The organism is Pseudonocardia broussonetiae, from assembly GCF_013155125.1.
Lineage (GTDB): Bacteria > Actinomycetota > Actinomycetes > Mycobacteriales > Pseudonocardiaceae > Pseudonocardia > Pseudonocardia broussonetiae.
Map to the genome: position 1 here is coordinate 1,139,765 of NZ_CP053564.1, position 21,960 is coordinate 1,161,724.

A 21,960-nucleotide genomic window follows, 5' to 3' on the forward strand; every position below is an offset into this window, starting at 1 on the left:
ACGCGCGTCAGCCCACGCCGACGCGGTCGGGCAGGTCGCGCAGCTCGGCGTCGGACAGCCCGGACAGGCGCGCCAGCTGGTCGCGCCCCAGCCCGGTGTCGGCGAGCCGGGCGAGCACCGACCGCAGCGCCTCGCGCTCGTGGCGGACCGAGTCGGTGAGCCGAGCGAGCTGGCGCCGGCAGGCGTCGAGCTCGACGGTGGCGCCGACCGCGCGCACCGGGTCGTCCAGCAGGACCGCGAGCAGGCGGTCGCGGGCGTCGCCGCGGGCACTGGGGGCGACGTCGGGCGTCACGGTCTCGCGCGGCGGGGCGGCGTCGCGGCTCCCCTGGTCCGGAGCCGGCGGCTCGGGCGCGGCCGGGTGCGCGGTGCCGTTGCGGGCAGCGGCGGCCGGGTGCGCGGCGCCGTTGCGCGCAGCGGTGTCCGGTGCGGGCGCCCTCAGGCCGGTGGCCGGCTCACTCGGCGTCGAGCCGCCCGACCGCGCCTGCGCCTCGCGCGCGGCCAGGGCCTGCGCGACGGCCGCGGCGACCGTGCGGCCGGAACCGACGCGCTCGGTGGGGTCGGACCACGCGCCGTCGTGACCGGTGCCGTTCCCGGGATCGGGGTCGGCGCCGGCGTCGGTTCCCACGACGGGGTCGGCCACCATCGGGTCGGCGACCGTCGCGGCGAGGGCACGGGCGCGCCGACGCCGCCGTGCAACGAGGAGGAAAGCCACGAGGGCGATGACGAGGAGCAGGGCTCCGGCACCGACCGGGACCAGCACCTCAGGCGTCAGAGCCAGCTGCATGGTTGCGCACCGTACGCCGTCCGGCGTAACGATGTGCAACCAGCCTCACGCGGAGCGTGACGACGAACTGGGCCGGGAGTCGCTCGTCCGGCCGTCGGACTGGTCGGTCCGACCGGTGCCGGGCGCCGGGGAGAGGACCGTCGGCTCGTCGGGGCGGACGGTGCCGGACGGCGACGGCTCGGCACCCGCGGCCTGCTCCGGGCGCCGCACGACCGACGTGCGCTCGCCCGCGGCCTGCGCATCCGGCGTGGTCGCACGCTGCGCCGGCCGGAACAGGTCGGCCGGTTCGGGCTCGGGCGCGCTGCGCGGGCGCATCGACGGCCCGCTGTCGTTCACGGCCGGGTAGGCACCGGTCGGCAGCCGGTGGGCGGCCTTGCCGGCCTCGCGCTCGGGCCGGGCCGTGGGCGCCTTGTCCTTCGCCGTGACGACGTCGGACGCCGGGGAGGCGGTGGGAGAACCACCCGGACGTGGGTCACCCGACTGCGCCCGGGCCGCCTGCGGCTGGCCGTTCTGGGGCTGGCCGTGGGACGCCTGCCCGTTCTGGGACTGGCCGTTCTGGGACTGGCCGTTCTGGGACTGGCCGTTCTGGGGCTGCCCGTTCTGGGGCTGCCCGTTCTGGGGCTGCCCGTTCTGGGGCTGGCCGTTCGACGCCGGCCCGTTCTGCGGCCGGCCGTTCTGCGCACCGGCGGCGGCCCCGGGGCGGACGGCCTCGGTCTGCTGCTGCTGGGCCGGCTGCGATGCACGGGTGATGGCGGCCCCGCCGGGGGTACCGACGCCCCGGTCGGCCGGGCGCTCGCCGTCGGACCGCTCGGTCCGGTTCTCGGCAGAGGCAGAGGGGGCCGAGGCGGCGGGGGACGCGGAGGACCCGGACGGACGGGCGGAACCGTCACGCTCACCGGCCGACGATCCGGACCCGACCGGCTGCGCGCCGGTGGACCGGGCGGCGGACGGGGACCCGGCAGGCTGTGCCCCCGCGGGCTGCGAGCCCGCGGACGGCGACCCGGCCGGCTGCGACCCGGCCGACGGCGAGCCCGGAGCCGACGACGGGGACGAGGCGCCGGCGGGCGGGCCGGCGTGCGAACCCGTGGCCCGGACGGGCGTCGGCGACGGCGTGCCGCGACCGGGCGTGGGCGACGGCCGGGACGGCTCGGCGGACCCACCGGGGCCGCGGCGGTCGCCGGAGCCCGGGCCCGGGGGCAGCGCGGTGGTGGCCGGGCCGGAGCCCGGCGCGCTGCCGGTCGGGGCCGGTGCCGGCTTCTCCGGCGACGGGCCCGGGGGGCCGGCGGCGGGGGCGGGCTGCGACGCGCGGCGCGCGTCGCCGTCGGGCGCACCGGGCGCGGGGCGGGGCGGGGCACCGGCGGGGCGGGGGCCGAACTCGGGCCGGCCGTGCCGGGAGAGGTCGCCGTCGCGGCGACCCGGCAGCGGGTGGTTGCCCGGCTCGTGCGCGGGCATCGCCGCGGTCGGGGCCGCCAGCAGGCCCTCGAGCTGGGAACGCATCCGCGTGAGCTCGGCCAGCACGGCGTCGCGCTGCCGGATGAGGTCGGCGACCTGGGCGCGCACGCCCTCGGTCTCGGCGCGGGCCGCACGGTGGGCGTTGCGCCGGATCTCGGCGGCCTCCTCCTCGGCGGCCGCGAGGATGCTCTCCATGCGGTCGGTGAAGGTGCCGATGGTGTCCGGGTCGCCGGCCTGGCCGCCGGGCCGTGGGCGCGGCGTCGGACGGGGCCGCATCGGCTGGCTGGCGGAGACGACGGGCATCGGCTGACTGCGCGCGACGTCGAGATCGGCGCGCATCCGGGCGAGGACCCGCTGCAGCCGGTCGACGTGCTCGTCGACCTGGCGCCGGTCGTAGCCGCGCAGCACGACGTCGAAGCGTGGCGCGCCGGGCACCCCCGCGTCACTCGTCATCGCTAGCCCTCCCGTGCGTGCCGTCACCGTGCATTCCGCCGAGGGTAGGGGGGTCGTTTCGCCCGATCCCGGCCGTTCACCCTTTCGCAGCATACCGAGAGGGCCGTCGACCGGCAGCCGCGGTTCGGGACGAAGCGGCCGACGGGCACCCCGTGCGGCGGCCTACCATCGGTTCCGTGGACACCTCGACGCGGCTCGACACCGCAGGTGAGCGGCGCGACGACGCCGACGGACCGGAGGACCTCAGGCGCACGCTGCACCAGCGCGGCTTCCGGATGACCCCCCAGCGGCAGCTGGTGCTCGACGCCGTGCGCGACCTCGGTCACGCCACCCCGGAGCGCATCTGCGCGCAGGTGCAGGCCGTCGCGCCCGCCGTCAACATCACCACGATCTACCGCACCCTGGACCTGCTGGAGAAGCTCGGGCTGGTGCGGCACACCCACCTGGGCCACGGCGCCCCGAACTACTCCGAGGCCGAGCACCAGCACGTGCACCTCGTCTGCCACGAGTGCGGGGCCGTCACCGAGACTCCCACCGATCTGATGAACGAGCTGTCCTCCCGGTTGCGCGGGTCGGTCGGGTTCGAGCTCGACGTCACCCACGTCGCGCTGTCGGGCCGCTGCCGCGACTGCGCCGCGGAGGCGGGCGCGTGACCGGCACCGAGCTGACGCCCGACGCCCCCGACCGCGACGCAGCGGTGCCCCCGCACCGCGGCGACCCGCTCGCCGAGCAGCGCCGGATGGCCCGCGGCGCCGCGGTGGTCGACCGCAGCCACCGCGGGGTGATCGCCGTGACGGGCGAGGACCGGCTGAGCTGGCTGCACCTGCTGCTCACCCAGCACGTCAGCGAGCTGCCCGCCGACACCGGCACCGAGGCGCTGATCCTCGACCTCAACGGCCGCGTCCTGCACCACATGGTCGTGGCGCACACCGCCGACACCGTGTACCTCGACACCGAGCCCGGCGACGTCCCGCCGCTGCTGGACTACCTGACCAAGATGGTGTTCTGGTCGAAGGTCGAGCCGCGCGACGCCACGGCGGAGCTCGCGGTGCTCAGCGTGGTCGGCCCCGACACGGCCGACGTCCTCACCGCGGCCGGCGTCCCGGTGCCCGGGCGGCCGCACGGCGCGCTCGCGCTGCCCGGCGGCGGGGTGGTCCGGCGGATGCCGTGGCCCGGCGTCGACGCGGCCGACCTGCTGGTCCCCCGCGCCGAGCAGGACGCCTGGTGGCGGCGGCTCACCGACGCCGGAGCCCGCGAGGCGGGGACGATGGCCTTCGAGGCGCTGCGCGTGGAGTCCGGGCGACCGCGGCTGGGCCTGGACACCGACGAGCGCACGATCCCGCACGAGGTCGGCTGGATCGGCGAGGCCGTCCACCTGACGAAGGGCTGCTACCGGGGCCAGGAGACGGTGGCGCGGGTCGCGAACCTCGGACGCCCGCCCCGCCGCCTGGTCCTGCTGCACCTGGACGCGGGCGACGAGCACCTGCCCGTGCCCGGCGACCCGGTCACCCACGGCGGCCGGACGGTCGGCCGCGTGGGCACCGTCGTGCAGCACCACGAGCTCGGGTCGGTGGCGCTGGCGCTGGTCAAGCGCTCGGTGGCGGTCGACGCCGACCTCGTCGCCGGGGTCGACGAGCGGGCGTCCCCGGCCCGGATCGACCCCGACTCGGTGCCGGCGGAGGACGGCGCCCCGCCGCCCGGGCGCGCGGCGCAGGGCGGCCTGCGCGGCTGACCCCCCTCCGCCGCCGGGCCGCGCGGGTCGCCGCCGTCCCCCCAGTTGCAGGAAGGCCACCTTGAGGACGACAACCGTCCACAAGGTGGCCTTCCTGCAATCCTGGGCGTGACCTGGTGCGTCCAATAGGTGGGACGGTGCTCCCGCATCGCGAGAACCCGGCGTAGCGTCCGCGACGTGGACGCACCCCGTTACCGCTGGGTGGTGCTCGCCGTCGGCAGCGCCGCCCAGGCCGCCACCGCGGCCTACTTCCTGGGTCTCGCCGCCGTCACGCCGGCGCTGCGGGCGCACTTCGACCTCGACCTCGCCGGCGTCGGCCTGATGATCGGCGCGATCTCGGTCGGGCTGGTGCCCACCCTCATCCCGTGGGGCGCGGCCGCCGACCGGTTCGGCGAGCGCGGCGTCATGGCGATCGGTCTGGTCGGCTCGGCCGCCGCGCTGGCCGCGGCGGCGCTGGTCCCGCACCCGCTCGCCGCCGGCGCGCTGCTCATGCTTGCCGGGGCATCGGGCGCGTCGGTCAACGCCGCCAGCGGGCGCGCGGTGATGACCTGGTTCCCGGCCCGCAGCCGGGGTCTGGCGATGGCCGTGCGGCAGACGTCGGTGCCGGTCGGGGCCGCGCTGGCCGCGGTCGCACTACCGGCCGTGGCCACGGCCGGCGGGGTGCCTGCGGTGTTCCTCGTGCTCGCCGCGGTCTGCCTGCTCGCGGCCGTGGCCGTGGCCGCGTTCGTCCGCGAGCCACCGGACGCCCCGGCACGGGGCTCCCGCCCCGCGGGCCGGATGCTCGACGTCCTGGCCGACCGCCGGCTGCAGCGCCTCAGCGCGGGCGGGCTGCTGCTGGTCGTCCCGCAGTTCCTGGGCTCGGTCTTCCTCGTCGAGGTCCTGCACACCGGCAGCGGGATGCCGCTGGCCGCCGCCGGGGCCCTGCTGGCGCTCACGCAGGTGCTGGGTGCCGCCGGGCGGCTCGGCAACGGGTTCTGGTCCGACCGCGCGGGCAGCAGGCTGCGGCCGCTGCGGATCGTCGCCGCGCTCGTCGCCGTCGGCTTCGGCGCCGCCGCGCTGCTCCAGCCGGGTCCGGTCGTCCTGCTCGCCGTGGTGCTCGTCCCCGCCGCCGCGCTGGCCATCAGCTGGAACGGGCTGGTCTTCACCGCCGCGGGCGAGCTCGCCCCGCCCGGTCGGGCCGCGACCGCGATGGCCGTGTCCAACACCGCCAACTACCTCGCCGCCGCCGCGACCCCGGTGGTGGGCGGGTTCGTCGCGCAGGTCGCCGGGTGGCCCGCGATGCTCGCCCTCGGCACGGTCGCCGCGGCACTAGCACTCCTCACCCTCCGGGGCCTCCGGGAGCCGGGTGACGCAGGCAACGTGACACCGCCGGTGCCACGTCGCACGCCCGGGCGTAGGCACGGTACGGTGGTGACAGGACACTGATGACATGAATGGGGCCGCCGAGACATCCGGCCGCCCCTTCCCTGTTGTAAGGGGGACCAGCCATGGGGCGCGGACGAGCCAAGGCCAAGCAGACGAAGGTGGCCCGGGAACTCAAGTACAGCTCCCCCACCATGGATCTCGACGCGTTGCAGCGCGAGATCGGCGTCGGCGGTGGGACGGTGCTCCACGACACGGAGGCGGAGGACGAGTACGACCCCTACGCCCCCGAGTCCGACAGGGACGACGACTACCGGCGTTGACCGGGTTCCACGCAGCACGACGAACGAGGTAGCGGGCCGGGCCGACTACTTGTTATGGTTCAAACATAACAAGTAGGAGGTTCCGGTGCCCCGCACCCGTCTTCTCGCCGCCGTTCCGCACCTGCCGGCCCAGCTGCCGGCGTGCGCTCTGCTCGTACTGGCGGCCGACCGGTTGCCCGATCCGGTCGCGAGCCACTTCGCGCTGGACGGCACCGCCGACGGCTACACCGGACGCGTGGCGCTCCTCGCCGTGCAGATCGGGCTGGCGCTGTTCCTCACCGTCCTGTTCGGCCTGCTCGCCGGATCGGCGCGCGGCGCACGGTCGGCCACCGGACCCGACGGGGGGCGCCTCACCGTCGGCCTGTCGTGGGCCGTCGCGGCGCTCGTCGGCGTGATCACCTGCGCCGCCGCCGCGGCCAACCTCGACCTGGCCGACGCCGCCGACGCCGTGCTGGAGCCGTGGTGGCTCGCCGCCGGGCTCGTGGCGGGCGCCGCCGTCGGGTGGGTCGTCCACCGCCTGACGCCGGCGAGCCCGACCGCCGCCCCGGCCGCACCCGCCGCGGTGCCCGCCGTCGAGCTCGGGGACACCGAGCGGGCGAGCTGGTCGCGCACCGTCGTCTCGCGCCCGCTGGCCGGGCTCGGTGCGGCGCTCCTGCTGGGCGCCGCGGCGCTCGGACCGGTCGGGGCCCCGCTGGTCGCGGTCGTCGCGCTCGCTGCCGCCGGGCTCCTGGTCGCGGCGACGAGCGCCGTGCGCGTCACCGTGGACCGGCGCGGGCTCCGCGTCGGCCTGGGTCCCGTCGGGTGGCCGCGGATCGTCGTGCCCCTCTCCGACGTGGCGTCGGCCATGGTCGACGACGTCTCGGCGGCCGAGTTCGGCGGCTGGGGCTACCGGGTCGTCCCCGGCGGCAGCGGGGTGGTCCTGCGCTCGGGGCCCGCGCTCGTCGTGGTCCGCCGGTCGGGGCGGCGCTTCGCCGTCACCGTCGACGACCCGCAGACCGCCGCCGGGCTGCTGAACGGCATCCTCGCGTGCTGATCCGCGTCGACCCCGCCCGCCCCACGCCGCTGCACGAGCAGATCGCCGCCGCCGTCCGCCGCGCCATCGGCGACGGCGAGGTCGCAGCGGGCGAGCGGCTGCCGCCCGCCCGGGAGCTCGCGGCCTCGCTCGACGTCAGCATCCACACCGTGCTGGCCGGCTACCAGCAGCTCCGCGACGACGGGCTCATCGAGCTGCGCCGCGGGCGGGGCGCCACCGTGCGCGCGGGGGCCGACGACGGCCGGGCCGGCGTCGTGGAGCTGGCCCGGCAGCTCGTGGAGGCCGCCCGCCGGATCGACCTCGACGAGGAGGAGCTGGTGGCGCTGGTGCGCGGACTCAGAACCGCGGGTGGTCGCCCCGGAGCGTGACGCGGGTCGCGTTAGCGTCGGTCGTGCGGGAGACGCCGCCGAGCACCCACGCCGGCACGTGCCGGGCGGTGAGGACGGCGAGCGCGCGGTCGACGTCGTCGGCCGGGAGCACGGCCACCATGCCGACGCCCATGTTGAACGTCTTCTCCATCTCCGCGCGCTCCACGCGGCCGCGCGAGGCGATGAGGTTGAAGATCGGGTCCGGGGTCCAGGTGTTGCGCTCGACGACGGCGCTCAGGCCGTCGGGCAGGATCCGCTCGACGTTGCGGCCCAGGCCGCCGCCGGTGATGTGGGCGAACGTGCGCACGCCGGTCTCGGCGGCCAGGGCGAGGCAGTCGCGGGCGTAGATGCGCGTCGGGACGAGCAGCTCCTCGCCGAGGGTGTGGCCGAACTCCTCGACGTGCCCCTCCAGCGACATCCGCGCGATGTCGAGCAGCACGTGCCGGGCCAGCGAGTAGCCGTTGGAGTGCAGGCCCGAGGCCCCCAGCGCCACCAGCACGTCACCGGGGCGGACGCGGTCGGGACGCAGCATCGCGTCGGCCTCGACGATCCCGACGCCGGTGCCGGAGATGTCGTACCCGCCGACCTCCATCAGCCCCGGGTGCTCCGCGGTCTCGCCGCCGAGCAGCGCGCAGCCGGCCTGCTGGCAGCCCTCCGCGATCCCCTTGACGACGGACGCGACCTGCTCGGGCACCAGCTTCCCGACGGCGATGTAGTCCTGCAGGAACAGCGGCTCCGCGCCGCAGACGACGAGGTCGTCGACGACCATCGCGACGAGGTCGAGCCCGATGGTGTCGTGCTTGTCCATCGCCTGCGCGATCGCGACCTTCGTGCCGACGCCGTCGGTGGAGGCGGCGAGCACCGGCTCGGTGTACTTGCCGATCTTCAGCGCGAACAGACCCGCGAAGCCGCCGATGCCGCCGAGCACCTCGGGGCGGTTGGCCTTCTCCGCGTAGGGCCGCAGCGCGTCCACGGCGCGCTCCCCCGCCTCGATGTCCACCCCTGCGGCGGCGTAGCTGGCTCCGGGCAGGTCGGTCGGCATGCTCGTATCTCGCTCTCGGGCGGACGGCGCGTGATCGTGCGCCGTGCGGGTCGGGGGGAGCTCAGGGACGGTCGAGCGCGGCGCCGGGCCCGACGGAGACCGGCCCGGGGTCGCCCGAGGCGGCCCCCGAGACGTCCACCGGGACGGGCTCGAGCAGGTGCTTGCCCAGCCGCGCCTCCTCGGGCAGCGGGATGGGGTACTCCCCGTCGAAGCAGGCCGAGCACAGCCGGGTGCGGGGCTGCTCGCTGGCCGCGATCAGGCCCTCCAGCGACACGTAGCCCAGGCTGTCGGCGCCGATGGAACGGCGGACGCCCTCGGTGTCGATGCCGCTGGCCACGAGCTCGGCGCGGGTGGCGAAGTCGATGCCGTAGAAGCAGGGCCAGCGAACGGGCGGCGACGCGATGCGCACGTGCACCTCCAGCGCCCCGGCCTCGCGCAGCATCCGCACCAGCGCGCGCTGGGTGTTGCCGCGCACGATGGAGTCGTCGACGACGACGAGCCGCTTGCCGCGGATGACCTCGCGCAGCGGGTTGAGCTTGAGGCGGATCCCGAGCTGGCGGATCGTCTGGCTCGGCTGGATGAACGTGCGGCCGACGTAGGCGTTCTTGACCAGGCCCTGGCCGTACGGGATGCCGGACTGCTGGGCGTAGCCGATGGCGGCGGGCGTGCCGGACTCCGGCGTCGGGATCACCAGGTCGGCCTCGACGGGGTGCTCGTGGGCCAGGCGCTTGCCGATGTCGACGCGCGTGGAGTGCACGGAGCGACCGGCGATCGTGGTGTCCGGTCGGGCCAGGTAGACGTACTCGAAGACGCAGCCCTTGGGCTCGGGCGCGGCGAAGCGCGAGCTGCGCATGCCGTCGGCGTCGATCGCGAGCAGCTCGCCGGGCTCGACCTCGCGGACCATCGAGGCACCGACGATGTCGAGCGCCGCCGTCTCGCTGGCGACGACCCAGCCGCGCTCCAGGCGGCCCAGCACCAGCGGGCGGACGCCGTGGCGGTCGCGGGCGGCGTAGAGCGTCTGCTCGTCGCCGAAGACCAGGGAGAACGCCCCGCGCAGGCGCGGGAGCAGCCGCATCGCGGCCTCCTCCACGCCGATGTCGGCGGCCGTGGCGGCCATCAGCTCGGTGACGAGGTCGGAGTCGGTGCTCGACCGGATGTGCGACCGGCCCGACGCCGGCTCGTCGACGAGCGCGGCGACCTCGTCGCGCAGCTCGGCGGTGTTGACCAGGTTGCCGTTGTGGCCCAGCGCGATGCCGCTGCCGGTGGCCGTGGTGCGGAACGTGGGCTGCGCGTTCTCCCAGGTCGTGGACCCGGTGGTGGAGTAGCGGCAGTGGCCGATGGCGATGTGGCCCTTGAGCGAGCTCAGGGTCTGCTCGTCGAACACCTGGCTGACCAGGCCGAGGTCCTTGAACACGACCATGCGGCGACCGTCGGACACGGCGATGCCGGCGGCCTCCTGGCCGCGGTGCTGCAGCGCGTAGAGGCCGTAGTAGGCGAGCTTGGCGACGTCCTCGCCGGGCGCCCAGGCGCCGAAGACGCCGCACTCCTCACGGGGTTCGTCGTCGGTCGGGTCGGACTCGGTTCGGGTGTCGGGACCCAACGCTCGCTCCCCTTCGTGGACGGCCGTTCAGGTCGCGATGCTACGCCGCAGGAGATCCGGAACCCACTCCGCGGGACCGGCGTCACCGAACCACCGCCCCTGCCCGACGTCGCAGCCGAGGCCCGCGAGGCGCTCCGCCTGCAGGCCGGTCTCCACCCATTCGGCCGTGACCTCGAGCCCGAGGGCGTGCGCCATCCCGATCAGCGAGCCGACGATGGCGGAGTCGACGGGGTCGGCGTCGGGGTGGCGCAGGCCGTCGATGAACGAGCCGTCGATCTTCAGGGCGTGCACCGGGAGGCGGCGCAGCCAGGCCAGGCTCGACCAGCCGGTGCCGAAGTCGTCCAGGGCGAGCCGGACGCCCGCGGCCCGCAGGGCGCGCAGCGCCTCCAGGGCCGCGCCCTCGTCGCCCAGCACGGCCTGCTCGGTGATCTCCAGCTGCAGCAGGCGCGCCGGCAGCCCGGTGGCGGCGAGCGCGGCGGCGACCTCGCCGACCCAGTCGGGCTCGACGAGCTGCACCGGGGACACGTTGACGCTGACGTAGGGCGCGTCCTCGCCCAGCTCGCGGTGCCAGGCCGCCGCCTGGGCGCACGCGGTGCGCAGGATCCAGCGGCCCAGGGGCACGATCATCCCGCTGCGCTCGGCGAGCTCGATGAACGCGCCCGGCCCGAGCAGCCCCTGCTCGGGGTGGTCCCAGCGCACGAGCGCCTCGGCCCCGCGCATCCGCGGGTCGGCGCCGAGGCCGACGAGCGGCTGGTGGACCAGCCGGAACTCCTCGCGGTCGATGGCCCCGGCCATCCCGTTGAGCAGGGCGAAGCGGGCCGACTCGCCCGCGTCGCGCTCCGGGTCGAACAGCACCCGGCGCCCGCCTCCGTGCGTCTTCGCCCAGTTCAGCGCGACGTCGGCGGCCCGCATCAGCTCCTCCGGGCAGGCCGTGGCGGTGGCCGACGCGGCCACCCCGACGCTCGCGGTGACGCTGAGGGTGTGCCCGCCGACGAGGAACGGCGTGGCGAACGCCTCCAGCACGTGGTCGGCGATCCGGCAGACCGCGGGCAGCCCCTCCGGGTCGGCGACGAGCACGGCGAACTCGTCGCCGCCCGTGCGCGTGACGAGGTGCTCGCCCGCGGCCATCTGCAGCCGGGCCGCGACGGCGAGCAGGACCTGGTCGCCGACCTGGTGCCCCAGCCCGTCGTTGACGCGGGTGAGCCCGTCGACGTCGAGCGCGCAGATGCCGACCCACTCCGGCCCGCCCGGCTCGAACGACCGGTGCACCCACTGCTCGGACAGCGCGCGGTTGGGCAGCTGCGTGAGGCGGTCGTGGTAGGACGCGCGCTGCAGCCGCAGCCGCAGCCGGGTGCGCTCGGACTGGTCCTCGATGACGGCCAGCAGGTGCGTGGCCGCGCCGGACGCGTCGCGGACCAGCGACGCCACCACATCGGTGAACAGCACGAGCCCGTCGGGACGGACGAAGCGCAGCTCCATCCGCCGGACGTCGGCCGTGCCGTGGACGAGGCGGCGGAAGCCGCTGACGACACTGCCCAGGTCGTCGGGGTGGACGAAGTCGGTGACCGGGCGCGGCTGGTCGAGCGGGCCGCGCAGCCCGAACATCTCGCGCAGCGCGGGGTTCATCTCCAGGACCAGCCCGTCGAGGCCGACCACGCCGATGCCGACCGCGCCCTCGGCGTAGACCGCGCGGTAGTGGCTCTCGGTCAGCGCCAGCGCGCGCTGCACCCCGGCCTGCGCGCGCAGCGTGGTGGTGACGACCTCGACCTGCTCGGCGACGGCCCGGTCGCGCAGCGCGCCGGTGAAGCCGGTGACGAGCTCGTCGAGGGCGGCGACGAGCCGCTCCCCCGCGTCGGCGCCGCCGGGCCCCAGCACGAACGGACCCTGCTCGCGGAGCAGGCGCAGCGACGCGGGCAGCACCTCCTCCGCCGCGTCGACGACCTCGCCCGGGAGCCCGCACAGGCCGCTGGCGAGCAGGTCGGCGCCGATGTCGCGGGCGGCCATGGGCCAGTAGGGCTCGGCCGCCAGCGTGGTGGCGAGGCGGCGCAGCAGGGTGGCGAGCCGGGCGGTGAGGCCGGCGTCGGCAGTGGGGGCCAGCTCGGCCCAGCGGGCGGCCAGGCGGTGCAGGGAGAGCGGCGAGCCGGCTGCGCGGGACGGGGTACCGGCTGCCGCCGTCCGGGCGCGGGGAGAGCCGGGCACGCTGCGCGGTGCTGCCATCCCGACACCTCCTTCACCCGTATGGTCGGGGAGGAACCCCCGGACGGCGTGATTCTCCGTATCGTTCAGTACTTACGCCAGTACGTCCGGTCCTGTTTCATCAGTTTGCCTGACAATCAGTTGTGGGCCGTTCGGCCCAGCGGGAGCAGTGCCCCGACGTCGCCCGCCCGGGCGCCCGAGGCCCGCACCGATCCGTCCCTCAGGGCATCGTCCCAGCTCACGCGACCCGTCACCAGCGCCAACCAGGTCCGCGGATCGGCCTCCACCACGTTCGGCGGAGTGCCGCGGGTGTGCCGCGGGCCCGGGATGCACTGCACGGCACCGAACGGCGGCACCCGCACCTCGACGCTGCGGCCCGGTGCCGCGACGGCGAGGGCCGCGAGGCTCTCCTTGACCGCGGCGCGCAGGACGGGGCGCTCGGGCGCCGGGCCGCCGTCGAGCCAGGCGAGCACCTCGGCGAGCCCGTCGCCGTCGTCCGCAGCGGTCATGCGCCCGCGGCGGGCACGTCGAACAGGGCCGGGAGGGTGCCCTCCCACGCGGTGCGCAGCTCCGCGAGCGGCAGCGGCTCCAGCGCGCCCACGGCCAGCGCCGACCCGCCGGTCGTGCCGAGCATCTGCGCCGGCACGTTCGCGGTGCCGGCGGCGTCGAGCAGCTCCTCGAGGTCCTCGGGCGCGACGGTGACCAGCACCCGGCCCGCCGACTCGGCGAACAGGGACACGAACGCGTCGGCCAGGGGCAGCGAGACGCGCGCCCCGCGCCCGCCCACCAGGCAGGCCTCGACGAGGGCCTGCGCGAGCCCGCCGTCGGACAGGTCGTGCGAGCCGGTGAGCAGGCCGCGCGCGGCCGAGGAGGCCAGCAGGCCCGCCAGGCGGAACTCCGCGGCCAGGTCGACCGCGGGCGGGCGGCCGCCGAGGTGCCCGTGCACCACGTGCGCCCACTCGCTGCCGCCGAGCTCGTCGCGGGTCTCCCCCAGCAGCACCACGGCGTCGCCGTCGCGGGTGAAGCCGGACGGCACGCGGCCCGCGACGTCGTCGATGACGCCGAGGACGCCGACCACCGGCGTCGGCAGGATCGCGCGGTCGCCGGTCTGGTTGTAGAAGCTGACGTTGCCGCCGGTGACCGGGACGCCGAGCAGCGCGCAGCCGTCGGCGATGCCACGCACGGCCTGCTGGAACTGCCACATGACGTGCGGGTCCTCGGGCGAGCCGAAGTTCAGGCAGTCGCTCACGGCCAGCGGCACGGCGCCGGAGGTGGCGACGTTGCGGTAGGCCTCGGCCAGCGCGAGCTGCGCGCCGGTGTAGGGGTCGAGCGCCACGAAGCGGGCGTTGCAGTCGGTGGCCACGGCGACGCCGCGCCCGGTGACCTCGTCGACGCGGACCACGCCCGCGTCGGCCGGCTGCGCGCTCGCGGTGTTGCCGCGGACGTAGCGGTCGTACTGGTCGGTGACCCAGGCCCGGCTGCACAGGTTCGGGCTGGCGGCCATCCGCAGGATCTCCGCGCGCAGCTCCAGCGGGCCCGACGGGCGGGGCAGCCGGTCGGGGACGTCGGCGACGAGCGCGTCCTGGCCGGGGCCGCGCTGCACGGGCCGCCGGTAGACCGGGCCGTCGTGGGCGACGGTGCGCGGCGGCACGTCGACGACGGTCTCGCCCTGCCAGGTGATGACGAGCCGGCCCCCGTCGACGACCTCGCCGATCACGCCGGCCAGCACGTCCCACTTGCGGCAGACGTCGAGGAACGCCTCGACGTCCTCCGGCCGGACGACGGCGCACATGCGCTCCTGCGACTCGCTGGACAGGATCTCCGCGGGCGTCATGCCGGTGGCGCGCAGGTGCACGGCGTCGAGGTCGATGCGCATGCCGCCGTCACCGGCGCTCGCGAGCTCGCTCGTGGCGCAGGACAGGCCGGCGCCGCCGAGGTCCTGGATGCCGACGACCAGCCCGGCGTGGAACAGCTCCAGGCAGCACTCGATGAGCACCTTCTCGGTGAACGGGTCGCCCACCTGCACGCTGGGGAGCTTCTTGCGCCCAGTGCTCTCGCCGAAGGTCTCGCTGGCCAGCACGGAGACGCCGCCGATGCCGTCGAGCCCGGTCCGCGCGCCGAACAGGACGATCTTGTTGCCGGTGCCCGACGCGAACGCCAGGTGCAGGTCCTCGGTGCGCATGGCCCCGACGCACAGGGCGTTGACCAGCGGGTTGCCCGCGTAACCCGCGTCGAAGACGACCTCGCCGCCGATGTTGGGCAGGCCCAGCGAGTTGCCGTAGGTGCCCACGCCCGCGACGACGCCGGGGAGCACGCGCGCGGTGTCGGGGGCGTCGGCCGGGCCGAAGCGCAGGGGGTCGGCCACCGCGATCGGGCGGGCGCCCATCGCCATGATGTCGCGGACGATCCCGCCGACGCCGGTGGCGGCGCCCTGGAAGGGCTCCACGTAGGACGGGTGGTTGTGCGACTCGACCTTGAACGTGACGGCCCACCCGTCGCCGATGTCGACCACGCCGGCGTTCTCGCCGATCCCGGCCAGCATCTTGCTCCGCATCTCCGGCGTCGTCCGCTCGCCGAAGTAGGCGAGGTGCACCTTGGACGACTTGTAGGAGCAGTGCTCGCTCCACATGACCGAGTACATGGCCAGCTCGGCGTCGGTCGGACGGCGGCCGAGGATGGAGCGGATGCGCGCGTACTCGTCGTCCTTCAGGCCGAGCTCGCGGTAGGGCTGCGGCTGGTCCGGCGAGGCGGCGGCCCGGGCGACGGTGTCGACGGCGGGCACGGGAGGGGAGGCGACCACGACTCCTGAGCCTACGGAACGGCCGGGGTCAGCTCCCCTCGCGGCCCGACGGGAGCTGCACCACACTCACGAAGAAGTGGTCGATCTGCTTGATCGCCTCGATGAAGCCCTCGAAGTCGACCGGCTTGGTGACGTAGGCGTTGGCGTGCAGCTGGTAGCTGCGCAGCACGTCCTCCTCGGCGCGCGAGGTCGTCAGCACGATCACCGGGATGTGGCGCAGCTCCGGGTCGTCCTTGACCTCGGCGAGCACCTCGCGGCCGTCGCGGCGCGGGAGGTTGAGGTCCAGCAGGATCAGGTCCGGCCGCGGCGCGTCGGTGTAGGGGTCCTCGCGGCGCAGGTAGGACAGCGCCTCCGCCCCGTCGGTGACGACGTCGAGCCGGTTGTGCAGGTACTCGTCGAACGCCTCGCGGGTCATCAGCACGTCGCCGGGGTCGTCCTCGACGAGCAGGACGTTGACGATCCGCGGTTCAGGCGTGGTCATGCAGGGACTCCTCGAGAGGGGCGTCGTCGGTGCGGGTGGGGTCCGGGGCGGCCGGGAAGCTCACGGTGAGGGTCGCACCGGGCCCGTCGCCCTGCACGATGCGGATCCCGCCGCCGTGGAACTCCGCGATCTTCTTCGCCAGCGACAGGCCGATCCCGGTGCCGGCGTAGACGTCGCGGGCGTGCAGCCGCTGGAAGATCACGAAGACCTTGTCCTGGTAGTCGGGGTCGATGCCGATGCCGTTGTCGCGCACGGTGACCTCGACCACGCCGTCGCGCTCCTCCCCGGAGACGTGCACGACCGGGGCGACGCCCTCGCGGTGGAACTTCAGGCCGTTGCCGATGAGGTTGGCGAACAGCTGGCGCAGCAGCTGCGGGTCGCCGGAGACGGTGGGCAGGTCGCCGACGACGACCTCGCCGTCGAGCTCGGCGCGGGTCGTCTCCAGCCCGGCGGCGGCCGACGCGGCGACCTCGCCGAGCGGCACCGGCACGAAGCCCTCGGTGGTGCGGCCGACGCGGGAGAACGAGAGCAGGTCGTTGATCAGGCGCTGCATGCGCTGCGCGCCGTCGACGGCGAACTCGATGTACTGGTCGGCGCGGTCGTCGAGCTGCCCGCCGTAGCGGCGCTGCAGGAGCTGGCAGAAGCTCGACACCTTGCGCAGCGGCTCCTGCAGGTCGTGGCTCGCGACGTAGGCGAACTGCTCGAGGTCGCGGTTGGAGCGCTCCAGCTCGCGCCCCTGCTCCTCGAGCCGGCGGTTCGCCTCCTCCAGGCGGTCGACGTCGGCCAGGATGTGCACCCGCATCGCCTCGACGTCGGCCCCGAGCTCGACGATCTCCCGCGGCCCGTCGACGCGGACCTGCTGCTGGGCGTCGCCGTTGACCACGGCCCGCACCTGCGCGGCGAGGTCGGACACCGGGCGCAGGACGGTGCGGCTCAGCGCCAGCCCGACGGTGACCAGCACGAGGACCAGCACCCCGGCGACGCCGACGGCCGCGAACTGCACGAACGCCGCCGCGGACGCCACGGCGGCCCGGGCCTCGGCCTGCCGGACGGTCAGGTCGCGCTGCAGCAGGTCGGCCCGCGTGCGGACCTGGTCGAACAGCACCCGCCCCTGGACGGCGTCGGGCGCGGGCGTCCCGTTCGCGACCGCGGCGACGGCCGGGTCGGCGTACCCCTCCCGCCACCGCTGCGCCGCGGCGGCGACCGCGTCGACGTCGGCGTCGAGGGCCTGGCGGTCGACGAGCTCGCGCAGCTCGGTGAGCGAGGCGGCCTCGGCGGCCCGCCCGGTGTCGTAGGGCGTGACGAACTCGGGCCGGTTCGTGAGGCTGTAGCCGCGGACGCCGGTCTCCTGGTCGAGCAGCGCCACGGACAGGCCCTGCGCGGCGTCCAGCGCGGGCGAGACCCGGTCCAGCAGCACGGCCCGGGATGCCGACAGGCCCGACAGCGCCATGCCGCCGAGCACGATCGCGGCGAGGGCGAGCAGCGCCACCAGCACGGCGCCGACGGTGAACAGGCGCCGCAGCGGCCGGCGGTCCTCGGCGTCGCGGCCTCGGCGGCGCAGCAGGGGGCGGGTCGTCACGTCCGGTCCGCCGAGAGCAGCAGGATGGCGACGTCGTCGGACAGCGGGCCGCCGTTGAGGACCTGCGCGCGCTCCACGAGGCGGGCGGGCAGGTCGTCGTGCGGGGTGTCGCGCTCGTCGTGCAGCAGCCGGATGAGGCCCTCGGGCCACAGCGGTTCGTCGGGCACCGGGCCCTTCCCCTCGATCAGTCCGTCGGTGTAGAGCAGCAGCGCCCAGCCCGGGTGCAGCGCGAGGGGCTCGGCGTCCCAGCCGGCGTGCTCGGCGATGCCCAGCGGCAGCCCGATCAGCGGCTCGACCTGCACGGGCGGGTGCATCACGACGGGCGCCGGGTGCCCGGCGAGCCGCACGTGGGCCTCGCCGTCGGGCGCGATCGCGACCGTGCAGACCGTCGTGAACAGGGTGACGTCGTGCCGCTCGCTGACCAGCACCTGCTGCAGCTTGGGCAGCACCTGCGGCTCGTCGACGCCCGCGAGCACGAGCGCGCGCCACGACACCCGCAGCAGCGCGCCGAGCGCGGCCTCGTCCGGGCCGTGGCCGCAGACGTCGCCGATGATCGCGTGCACGGTGCCGTCGGGGCCGCGGACGGCGTCGTAGAAGTCGCCGCCCAGCACGCTGCGGGCGCGGCCGGAGCGGTAGAACGCGCGGGCCCGCACCGGGCTGCCGTCGAGCAGCGGAGTGGGGAGCAGACCGCGCTCCAGGCGGGTGGCCTCGGCCGCGACCAGCTGCTCCTCGCGCAGCCGCAGCTGGCTGGTCTCGGCGCGGCGACGCTCCACGGCGTAGCGGATGGCGCGGATCAGCAGCGGCCCGTCGACCTTGCCCTTGACCAGGTAGTCCTGCGCCCCCGCGGCGACGGCGGCGACGCCGAGGTGCTCGTCGTCGAGGCCGGTGAGCACGCAGACGGCCGCGCCGGCGTCGGCGCGGAGGATGGCGTGCAGGCCCTCCAGCCCGTTCGTGCCGGGCAGGTTGAGGTCGAGCAGGACGCACTCGGCGTCCGCGAGCAGGCCGCCGTCGACGACCTCCGGCAGGGAGGCCGCCACCGTCAGGCGCAGCTCCGGCTCGACCTCGGCGAGCAGCTCCCCGACGAGGAAGGCGTCGCCGGGGTCGTCCTCCACGAGGAGGACAGCGCGTCCGGGATGGGTCACCTCAGCTGCCGACCGCCGCTCCCAGCACCGAGGTGAACAGCACGAGGCCGTCATCGGACGGGCCGGTGAGCGGGTCGATGGCGTGCTCGGGGTGCGGCATCAGGCCGACGACCCGGCCGTCGGCCGAGGCGACGCCCGCGATGTCGGCGAGCGCGCCGTTGGGGTTGCCGCCCAGGTAGCGGAACACGACGCGCCCCTCGCCCTCGAGCCGCGCGACCGTCTCGGCGTCGGCGACGAACCGGCCCTCGCCCGACTTGAGCGGCACCACGATCTCCTGGCCCGCCGTGGCGGCACCGGTCCACGCGGTGTCGGTCGACTCGACGCGCAGCCGCTGGTCGCGGCACAGGAAGTGCAGCCCGGCGTTGCGCACCAGCGCACCCGGGAGCAGCCCGGCCTCGCAGAGGATCTGGAAGCCGTTGCAGATGCCCAGCACCGGCATCCCGCCCGCGGCCGCGGCCTTCACCTCGGTCATGATCGGCGCGAGGCTCGCGATGGCGCCCGCGCGCAGGTAGTCGCCGTAGGAGAAGCCGCCGGGCACGACCACCGCGTCGACGCCGGCGAGGTCGTGGTCGCCGTGCCACAGCGCGACGGGCTCGGCGCCCGCGTAGCGCACCGCCCGGATCGCGTCGACGTCGTCGAGGGTGCCGGGGAACGTGATGACCCCGATCCTCACGGCTGCACCGTCTCGGACGTGCGCCGCACCACCCAGTCCTCGATCACCGGGTTGGCGAGCAGCTCGCCGGCGATCCGGTGCAGGGTCTCGTCGTCGACCGAGTCGTCGACGTCGAGCTCGAAGTGCTTGCCCTGCCGCACCTCGGCCACCCCGGCCACGCCGATGCGGCCCAGCGCACGCGTGACGGCCTGGCCCTGCACGTCGAGGATCTCCGGTTTGGGCATCACGTCCACCACAACTCTGGCCACGCCCCAGAGCCTACGGGTGCCTAGTCGAGGAACGCCGCGAGCATGGGCAGGAGCAGGTCGGCGCGCCGCGGGGCCTGCATGTGCGTGGTGCCCGGCAGGACCGCCAGCTGCGACCCGGGGATCAGCTCCTGCATCACCGCGCCGTGCGCCGCGGTCGTGAAGTCGTGGTCGCCGAGCACGACGAGCACGGGCGCGGTGATCGCGGCGAGCTGCTCGTCGGTCCAGCCGGTCCAGCCCTCGACCGTCGTCATCGTCCGCATCGGGAGCTGCTCGAACCGCTCCGGGTGGGGCGAGAGGCGGGCGTAGGCCTCGGACATGTCGGCGAAGTCCTGCGCCGTCGGCATCCGGGTGGAGGTGACGTACGTGCCGGGGTCGGCGAGGTCGGGGTGGGAGCCCTCGGGGCGCACGCTCGCCGAGATCGGCACCACCGAGAGGAGCCGGTCGGGGTGGGACACGGCGAGCTCGAGCGCGGTGCCCCCGCCCATGCTGTGGCCCATGACGTGGGCGCGGTCGACGCCGAGGTGGTCGAGCAGGGCCACGACGTCGCCGGCCAGGGCCGGGTAGGTCATGTCGCGGTCGATGTCGGCGGTACGGCCGTGGGCCTGGAACTCGACGGCGATCACGCGGTGGCGCGTCGCCAGGGTGGGGATCAGGCCGGCGTAGGTGAGGTCGATCGTCATCACCCCGCCGTGCAGCAGGACCAGCGGCGTGCCGCCCTCGCCGTGGATCTCGTAGTACATGTGCAGGCCGTTCACGTCGGCGTATCCGCTCTCCATGCCCCTACGACGTAGGGCGTGCCACCAACTCATCGGCCCTGGGCGAACGGCCTTGATCGGTGTCCCCGGCCGCGCCAGGCTGCCGTCATGGGCAGGTGGCTGGTCCTCGGCGGCACGCGGTTCCTCTCGCGCGCGGTGGCGGCCGAGGCGCTCGCGCGGGGGCACGAGGTGGTGTGCGTGGCGCGCGGGGAGTCCGGGCCGGTGCCGGACGGCGCGTCGCTCGTCGTCGCCGACCGGGACGCGCCCGGCGCCCTCGACGCGCTGCGCGGGGAGCGGTTCGACGCCGTCGTCGACGTCGCGACGATGTCGCTGCCCTGGGTGCGCGACGCCCTGGACGCGCTCGCCACGACCGCGGGGCACTGGACGTTCGTGTCGACGCTCAACGTCTACGCCGACCCCGCGACGCCCGGTCAGGGCGTCGACGCACCGCTGCTGGAGCCGCGCGAGGCCGGCGACCTCGCCGACGGCCCGGACGCCTACGGGGCCGTCAAGGTGGCGTCGGAGCAGGCCGTGCGGGCGGGGCACCCGCGGTCGCTCGTGGTGCGCGCCGGGCTGATCTGCGGCCCCGGCGACCTCAGCGACCGCTTCGGCTACTGGCCCGCCCGGTTCGCCCGCGGCGGCCGGGCGCTCGTGCCGGACGTCCGGGACCAGCCCGTGCAGCTCGTCGACGTGCGGGACCTGGCCGCGTGGATCGTCGCGTGCGGGGAGGAGGGGCGGACGGGCGTGTTCGACGGCAGCGGGCCGCGCTCGACCCTCGGCGCGGTGCTCGACGAGATCGCGGCCGCGGTGGGCGCCCCCGACCTCGTCCTCGTGCCGCTGGCGCCCGCCGCGCTGGAGGCGGCGGGGGTGGCGCCGTGGTCGGGACCGCGCTCGCTGCCCCTGTGGCTGCCGGACACCCACACCGGGATCGCGGCCCGCGACACCGCCCCGGCCGCGGCGGCGGGCCTGCGGTGCCGCCCGATCGCCGACACGGTCCGGGCGAGCCTGGAGCACGAGCGGAGCCTGGGCGTGGGGCGGGAGCGGAAGGCGGGGCTCACACCCGCCGAGGAGGCGGCCCTCCTGCCGCCGGCCCCCTGAGCCCCACCACAAACCCGCGAGTCGGGCTCTCGTTGCGAGCGAGTCGCGCCCTTCCCACCGCGCGAGTCGCGGTCTCGTTGCGAGCGAGTCGGGCTGTCGTTGCGCGAGTTCGCCGAATGGGTCCGGCGAGTTCGCCGCTCCCCCCGGCGAGTCGTCCGACCCGGCACGGGTCACGACTCCGGTGGCAGGCTGGGCCCGTGCAGATCACCCACTTCGGCCACAGCTGCGTGCTGCTCGACACCGGCGCGGCCCGGCTCCTGATCGATCCCGGCACGTTCTCCTCGGGCTTCGAGTCCCTGACCGGCCTCGACGCCGTGCTGGTCACCCACCAGCACCCCGACCACCTCGACGCCGACCGCCTCGCCGCACTCCTGCGCGCCAACCCGGACGCCCGGCTGGTCGTCGACCGCGGCACCGCCGACGAGCTGTCGGCCGGTCCGCTGTCCGGCGCCGGCCACGAGGTCGCGACGCCCGGCGACGCCCTCGCCCTCGCCGGCGCCCGCGTCGAGGTGCTCGGCGGCGACCACGCCGTCATCCACCCCGACCTGCCGGTGATCCCCAACAACGCCTACCTCGTCGACGGCACGCACCTGCACCCCGGCGACGCCTTCCCGGTCCTGCCCACCCCGGTCGACGTGCTGCTGCTGCCGACCGCGGCGCCGTGGCTCAAGGCGTCGGAGTCCGTCGACTACCTGCGCGCGATGACCCCGCGCACCGCCGTGCCGATCCACCAGGGCCTGCTCGCGCGGCCGCAGGTGTTCTACGGGCTGTTCACCACCCTCGCGCCCGAGGGCACCGAGGTCCGGGTGCTCGACGAGGGCGAGCCGACCGCGCTCTGA

General features: G+C 75.7%; 21 protein-coding genes. 8 read left to right on the forward strand and 13 right to left on the reverse strand.

What is annotated here, in order from left to right; genetic code table 11:
* Positions 1-7: 7 nt before the first annotated feature.
* Both HOP40_RS05600 and HOP40_RS05605 read right to left on the reverse strand, forming a co-directional pair.
* Positions 8-784, reverse strand: coding sequence for a hypothetical protein (locus HOP40_RS05600; protein ID WP_172155298.1), 777 nt, complete (start codon positions 782-784; stop codon positions 8-10).
* A gap of 45 nt (positions 785-829) precedes the next feature.
* A complete protein-coding gene (locus HOP40_RS05605; RefSeq protein ID WP_172155299.1) occupies positions 830-2,689 on the reverse strand; it encodes a hypothetical protein in 1,860 nt (619 codons plus the stop codon).
* Positions 2,690-2,964: 275 nt separating this feature from the next.
* Between HOP40_RS05605 and HOP40_RS05610 the strand changes: the two genes are divergently transcribed.
* The 6 genes from HOP40_RS05610 (at position 2,965) to HOP40_RS05635 (ending at position 7,507) form a co-directional block, all read left to right on the forward strand.
* The gene (locus HOP40_RS05610; protein ID WP_172167902.1) at positions 2,965-3,342 is read left to right on the forward strand and encodes a Fur family transcriptional regulator; all 378 of its coding nucleotides are present in this window, start codon (positions 2,965-2,967) and stop codon (positions 3,340-3,342) included.
* A complete protein-coding gene (gene ygfZ / locus HOP40_RS05615; protein ID WP_172155300.1) occupies positions 3,339-4,421 on the forward strand; it encodes a CAF17-like 4Fe-4S cluster assembly/insertion protein YgfZ in 1,083 nt (360 codons plus the stop codon). Before HOP40_RS05610 ends, ygfZ begins: the two co-directional genes overlap by 4 nt.
* A gap of 177 nt (positions 4,422-4,598) precedes the next feature.
* On the forward strand, positions 4,599-5,846 hold the full coding sequence (locus tag HOP40_RS05620; RefSeq protein ID WP_240157530.1) for an MFS transporter: 1,248 nt from the start codon (positions 4,599-4,601) through the stop codon (positions 5,844-5,846).
* A 62-nt stretch (positions 5,847-5,908) separates the two neighbouring features.
* Positions 5,909-6,106 (forward strand): DUF3073 domain-containing protein, encoded by a 198-nt coding sequence (locus HOP40_RS05625; protein ID WP_172155302.1) that lies wholly within the window; start codon positions 5,909-5,911, stop codon positions 6,104-6,106.
* An 85-nt stretch (positions 6,107-6,191) separates the two neighbouring features.
* Positions 6,192-7,139 carry a DUF1648 domain-containing protein gene (locus HOP40_RS05630; RefSeq protein ID WP_172155304.1) on the forward strand — a complete coding sequence of 316 codons (948 nt, stop codon included), beginning with the start codon at positions 6,192-6,194 and terminating at the stop codon, positions 7,137-7,139.
* Positions 7,133-7,507 (forward strand): GntR family transcriptional regulator, encoded by a 375-nt coding sequence (locus HOP40_RS05635; RefSeq protein ID WP_172155306.1) that lies wholly within the window; start codon positions 7,133-7,135, stop codon positions 7,505-7,507. Before HOP40_RS05630 ends, HOP40_RS05635 begins: the two co-directional genes overlap by 7 nt.
* On the opposite strand, the gene purM is transcribed toward HOP40_RS05635, so the two are convergent.
* From purM to HOP40_RS05690, 11 genes are all read right to left on the reverse strand, one after another.
* Positions 7,476-8,549, reverse strand: a complete 1,074-nt coding sequence (purM, locus tag HOP40_RS05640; RefSeq protein WP_172155308.1) for a phosphoribosylformylglycinamidine cyclo-ligase — start codon at positions 8,547-8,549, stop codon at positions 7,476-7,478. The genes HOP40_RS05635 and purM overlap by 32 nt on opposite strands.
* Before the next feature lie 61 nt (positions 8,550-8,610).
* The gene (gene purF / locus HOP40_RS05645; protein WP_172155310.1) at positions 8,611-10,149 is read right to left on the reverse strand and encodes an amidophosphoribosyltransferase; all 1,539 of its coding nucleotides are present in this window, start codon (positions 10,147-10,149) and stop codon (positions 8,611-8,613) included.
* A 27-nt stretch (positions 10,150-10,176) separates the two neighbouring features.
* Positions 10,177-12,366: a putative bifunctional diguanylate cyclase/phosphodiesterase gene (locus tag HOP40_RS05650; protein WP_172155312.1), complete on the reverse strand. Its 2,190-nt coding sequence runs from the start codon at positions 12,364-12,366 to the stop codon at positions 10,177-10,179.
* A 116-nt stretch (positions 12,367-12,482) separates the two neighbouring features.
* Complete coding sequence (locus tag HOP40_RS05655; protein ID WP_172155314.1) at positions 12,483-12,854, reverse strand: sterol carrier family protein; 372 nt, start codon at positions 12,852-12,854, stop codon at positions 12,483-12,485.
* A complete protein-coding gene (purL, locus tag HOP40_RS05660; protein ID WP_172155316.1) occupies positions 12,851-15,145 on the reverse strand; it encodes a phosphoribosylformylglycinamidine synthase subunit PurL in 2,295 nt (764 codons plus the stop codon). Before purL ends, HOP40_RS05655 begins: the two co-directional genes overlap by 4 nt.
* Before the next feature lie 28 nt (positions 15,146-15,173).
* A complete protein-coding gene (locus HOP40_RS05665) occupies positions 15,174-15,626 on the reverse strand; it encodes a response regulator (RefSeq protein ID WP_172155318.1) in 453 nt (150 codons plus the stop codon).
* A complete protein-coding gene (locus HOP40_RS05670) occupies positions 15,613-17,205 on the reverse strand; it encodes a sensor histidine kinase (RefSeq protein WP_172155320.1) in 1,593 nt (530 codons plus the stop codon). Before HOP40_RS05670 ends, HOP40_RS05665 begins: the two co-directional genes overlap by 14 nt.
* Positions 17,202-18,317 carry a PP2C family protein-serine/threonine phosphatase gene (locus HOP40_RS05675; protein WP_240157531.1) on the reverse strand — a complete coding sequence of 372 codons (1,116 nt, stop codon included), beginning with the start codon at positions 18,315-18,317 and terminating at the stop codon, positions 17,202-17,204. Before HOP40_RS05675 ends, HOP40_RS05670 begins: the two co-directional genes overlap by 4 nt.
* Before the next feature lie 31 nt (positions 18,318-18,348).
* On the reverse strand, positions 18,349-19,020 hold the full coding sequence (gene purQ, locus HOP40_RS05680) for a phosphoribosylformylglycinamidine synthase subunit PurQ (RefSeq protein ID WP_172155324.1): 672 nt from the start codon (positions 19,018-19,020) through the stop codon (positions 18,349-18,351).
* On the reverse strand, positions 19,017-19,268 hold the full coding sequence (gene purS, locus HOP40_RS05685; protein ID WP_172155326.1) for a phosphoribosylformylglycinamidine synthase subunit PurS: 252 nt from the start codon (positions 19,266-19,268) through the stop codon (positions 19,017-19,019). Before purS ends, purQ begins: the two co-directional genes overlap by 4 nt.
* A gap of 20 nt (positions 19,269-19,288) precedes the next feature.
* Positions 19,289-20,044 carry an alpha/beta fold hydrolase gene (locus HOP40_RS05690; RefSeq protein ID WP_172155328.1) on the reverse strand — a complete coding sequence of 252 codons (756 nt, stop codon included), beginning with the start codon at positions 20,042-20,044 and terminating at the stop codon, positions 19,289-19,291.
* 87 nt (positions 20,045-20,131) lie between these two features.
* Here HOP40_RS05690 and HOP40_RS05695 point away from each other — a divergent pair, with 87 nt between their 5' ends.
* Both HOP40_RS05695 and HOP40_RS05700 read left to right on the forward strand, forming a co-directional pair.
* Positions 20,132-21,121 (forward strand): NAD-dependent epimerase/dehydratase family protein, encoded by a 990-nt coding sequence (locus HOP40_RS05695; RefSeq protein WP_172155330.1) that lies wholly within the window; start codon positions 20,132-20,134, stop codon positions 21,119-21,121.
* 197 nt (positions 21,122-21,318) lie between these two features.
* The gene (locus tag HOP40_RS05700; protein ID WP_172155332.1) at positions 21,319-21,960 is read left to right on the forward strand and encodes an MBL fold metallo-hydrolase; all 642 of its coding nucleotides are present in this window, start codon (positions 21,319-21,321) and stop codon (positions 21,958-21,960) included.

What these genes read in the sequence shown, in the direction of transcription:
- HOP40_RS05600 (WP_172155298.1), bottom strand. Translation starts at nt 784, where the DNA reads ATGCAGCTGGCTCTGACGCCTGAGGTGCTGGTCCCGGTCGGTGCCGGA.
- HOP40_RS05605 (WP_172155299.1), bottom strand. Translation starts at nt 2,689, where the DNA reads ATGACGAGTGACGCGGGGGTGCCCGGCGCGCCACGCTTCGACGTCGTG.
- HOP40_RS05610 (WP_172167902.1), top strand. Translation starts at nt 2,965, where the DNA reads ATGACCCCCCAGCGGCAGCTGGTGCTCGACGCCGTGCGCGACCTCGGT.
- HOP40_RS05625 (WP_172155302.1), top strand. Translation starts at nt 5,909, where the DNA reads ATGGGGCGCGGACGAGCCAAGGCCAAGCAGACGAAGGTGGCCCGGGAA.
- purM (WP_172155308.1), bottom strand. Translation starts at nt 8,549, where the DNA reads ATGCCGACCGACCTGCCCGGAGCCAGCTACGCCGCCGCAGGGGTGGAC.
- HOP40_RS05650 (WP_172155312.1), bottom strand. Translation starts at nt 12,366, where the DNA reads ATGGCAGCACCGCGCAGCGTGCCCGGCTCTCCCCGCGCCCGGACGGCG.
- HOP40_RS05655 (WP_172155314.1), bottom strand. Translation starts at nt 12,854, where the DNA reads ATGACCGCTGCGGACGACGGCGACGGGCTCGCCGAGGTGCTCGCCTGG.
- HOP40_RS05665 (WP_172155318.1), bottom strand. Translation starts at nt 15,626, where the DNA reads ATGACCACGCCTGAACCGCGGATCGTCAACGTCCTGCTCGTCGAGGAC.
- HOP40_RS05690 (WP_172155328.1), bottom strand. Translation starts at nt 20,044, where the DNA reads ATGGAGAGCGGATACGCCGACGTGAACGGCCTGCACATGTACTACGAG.
- HOP40_RS05695 (WP_172155330.1), top strand. Translation starts at nt 20,132, where the DNA reads ATGGGCAGGTGGCTGGTCCTCGGCGGCACGCGGTTCCTCTCGCGCGCG.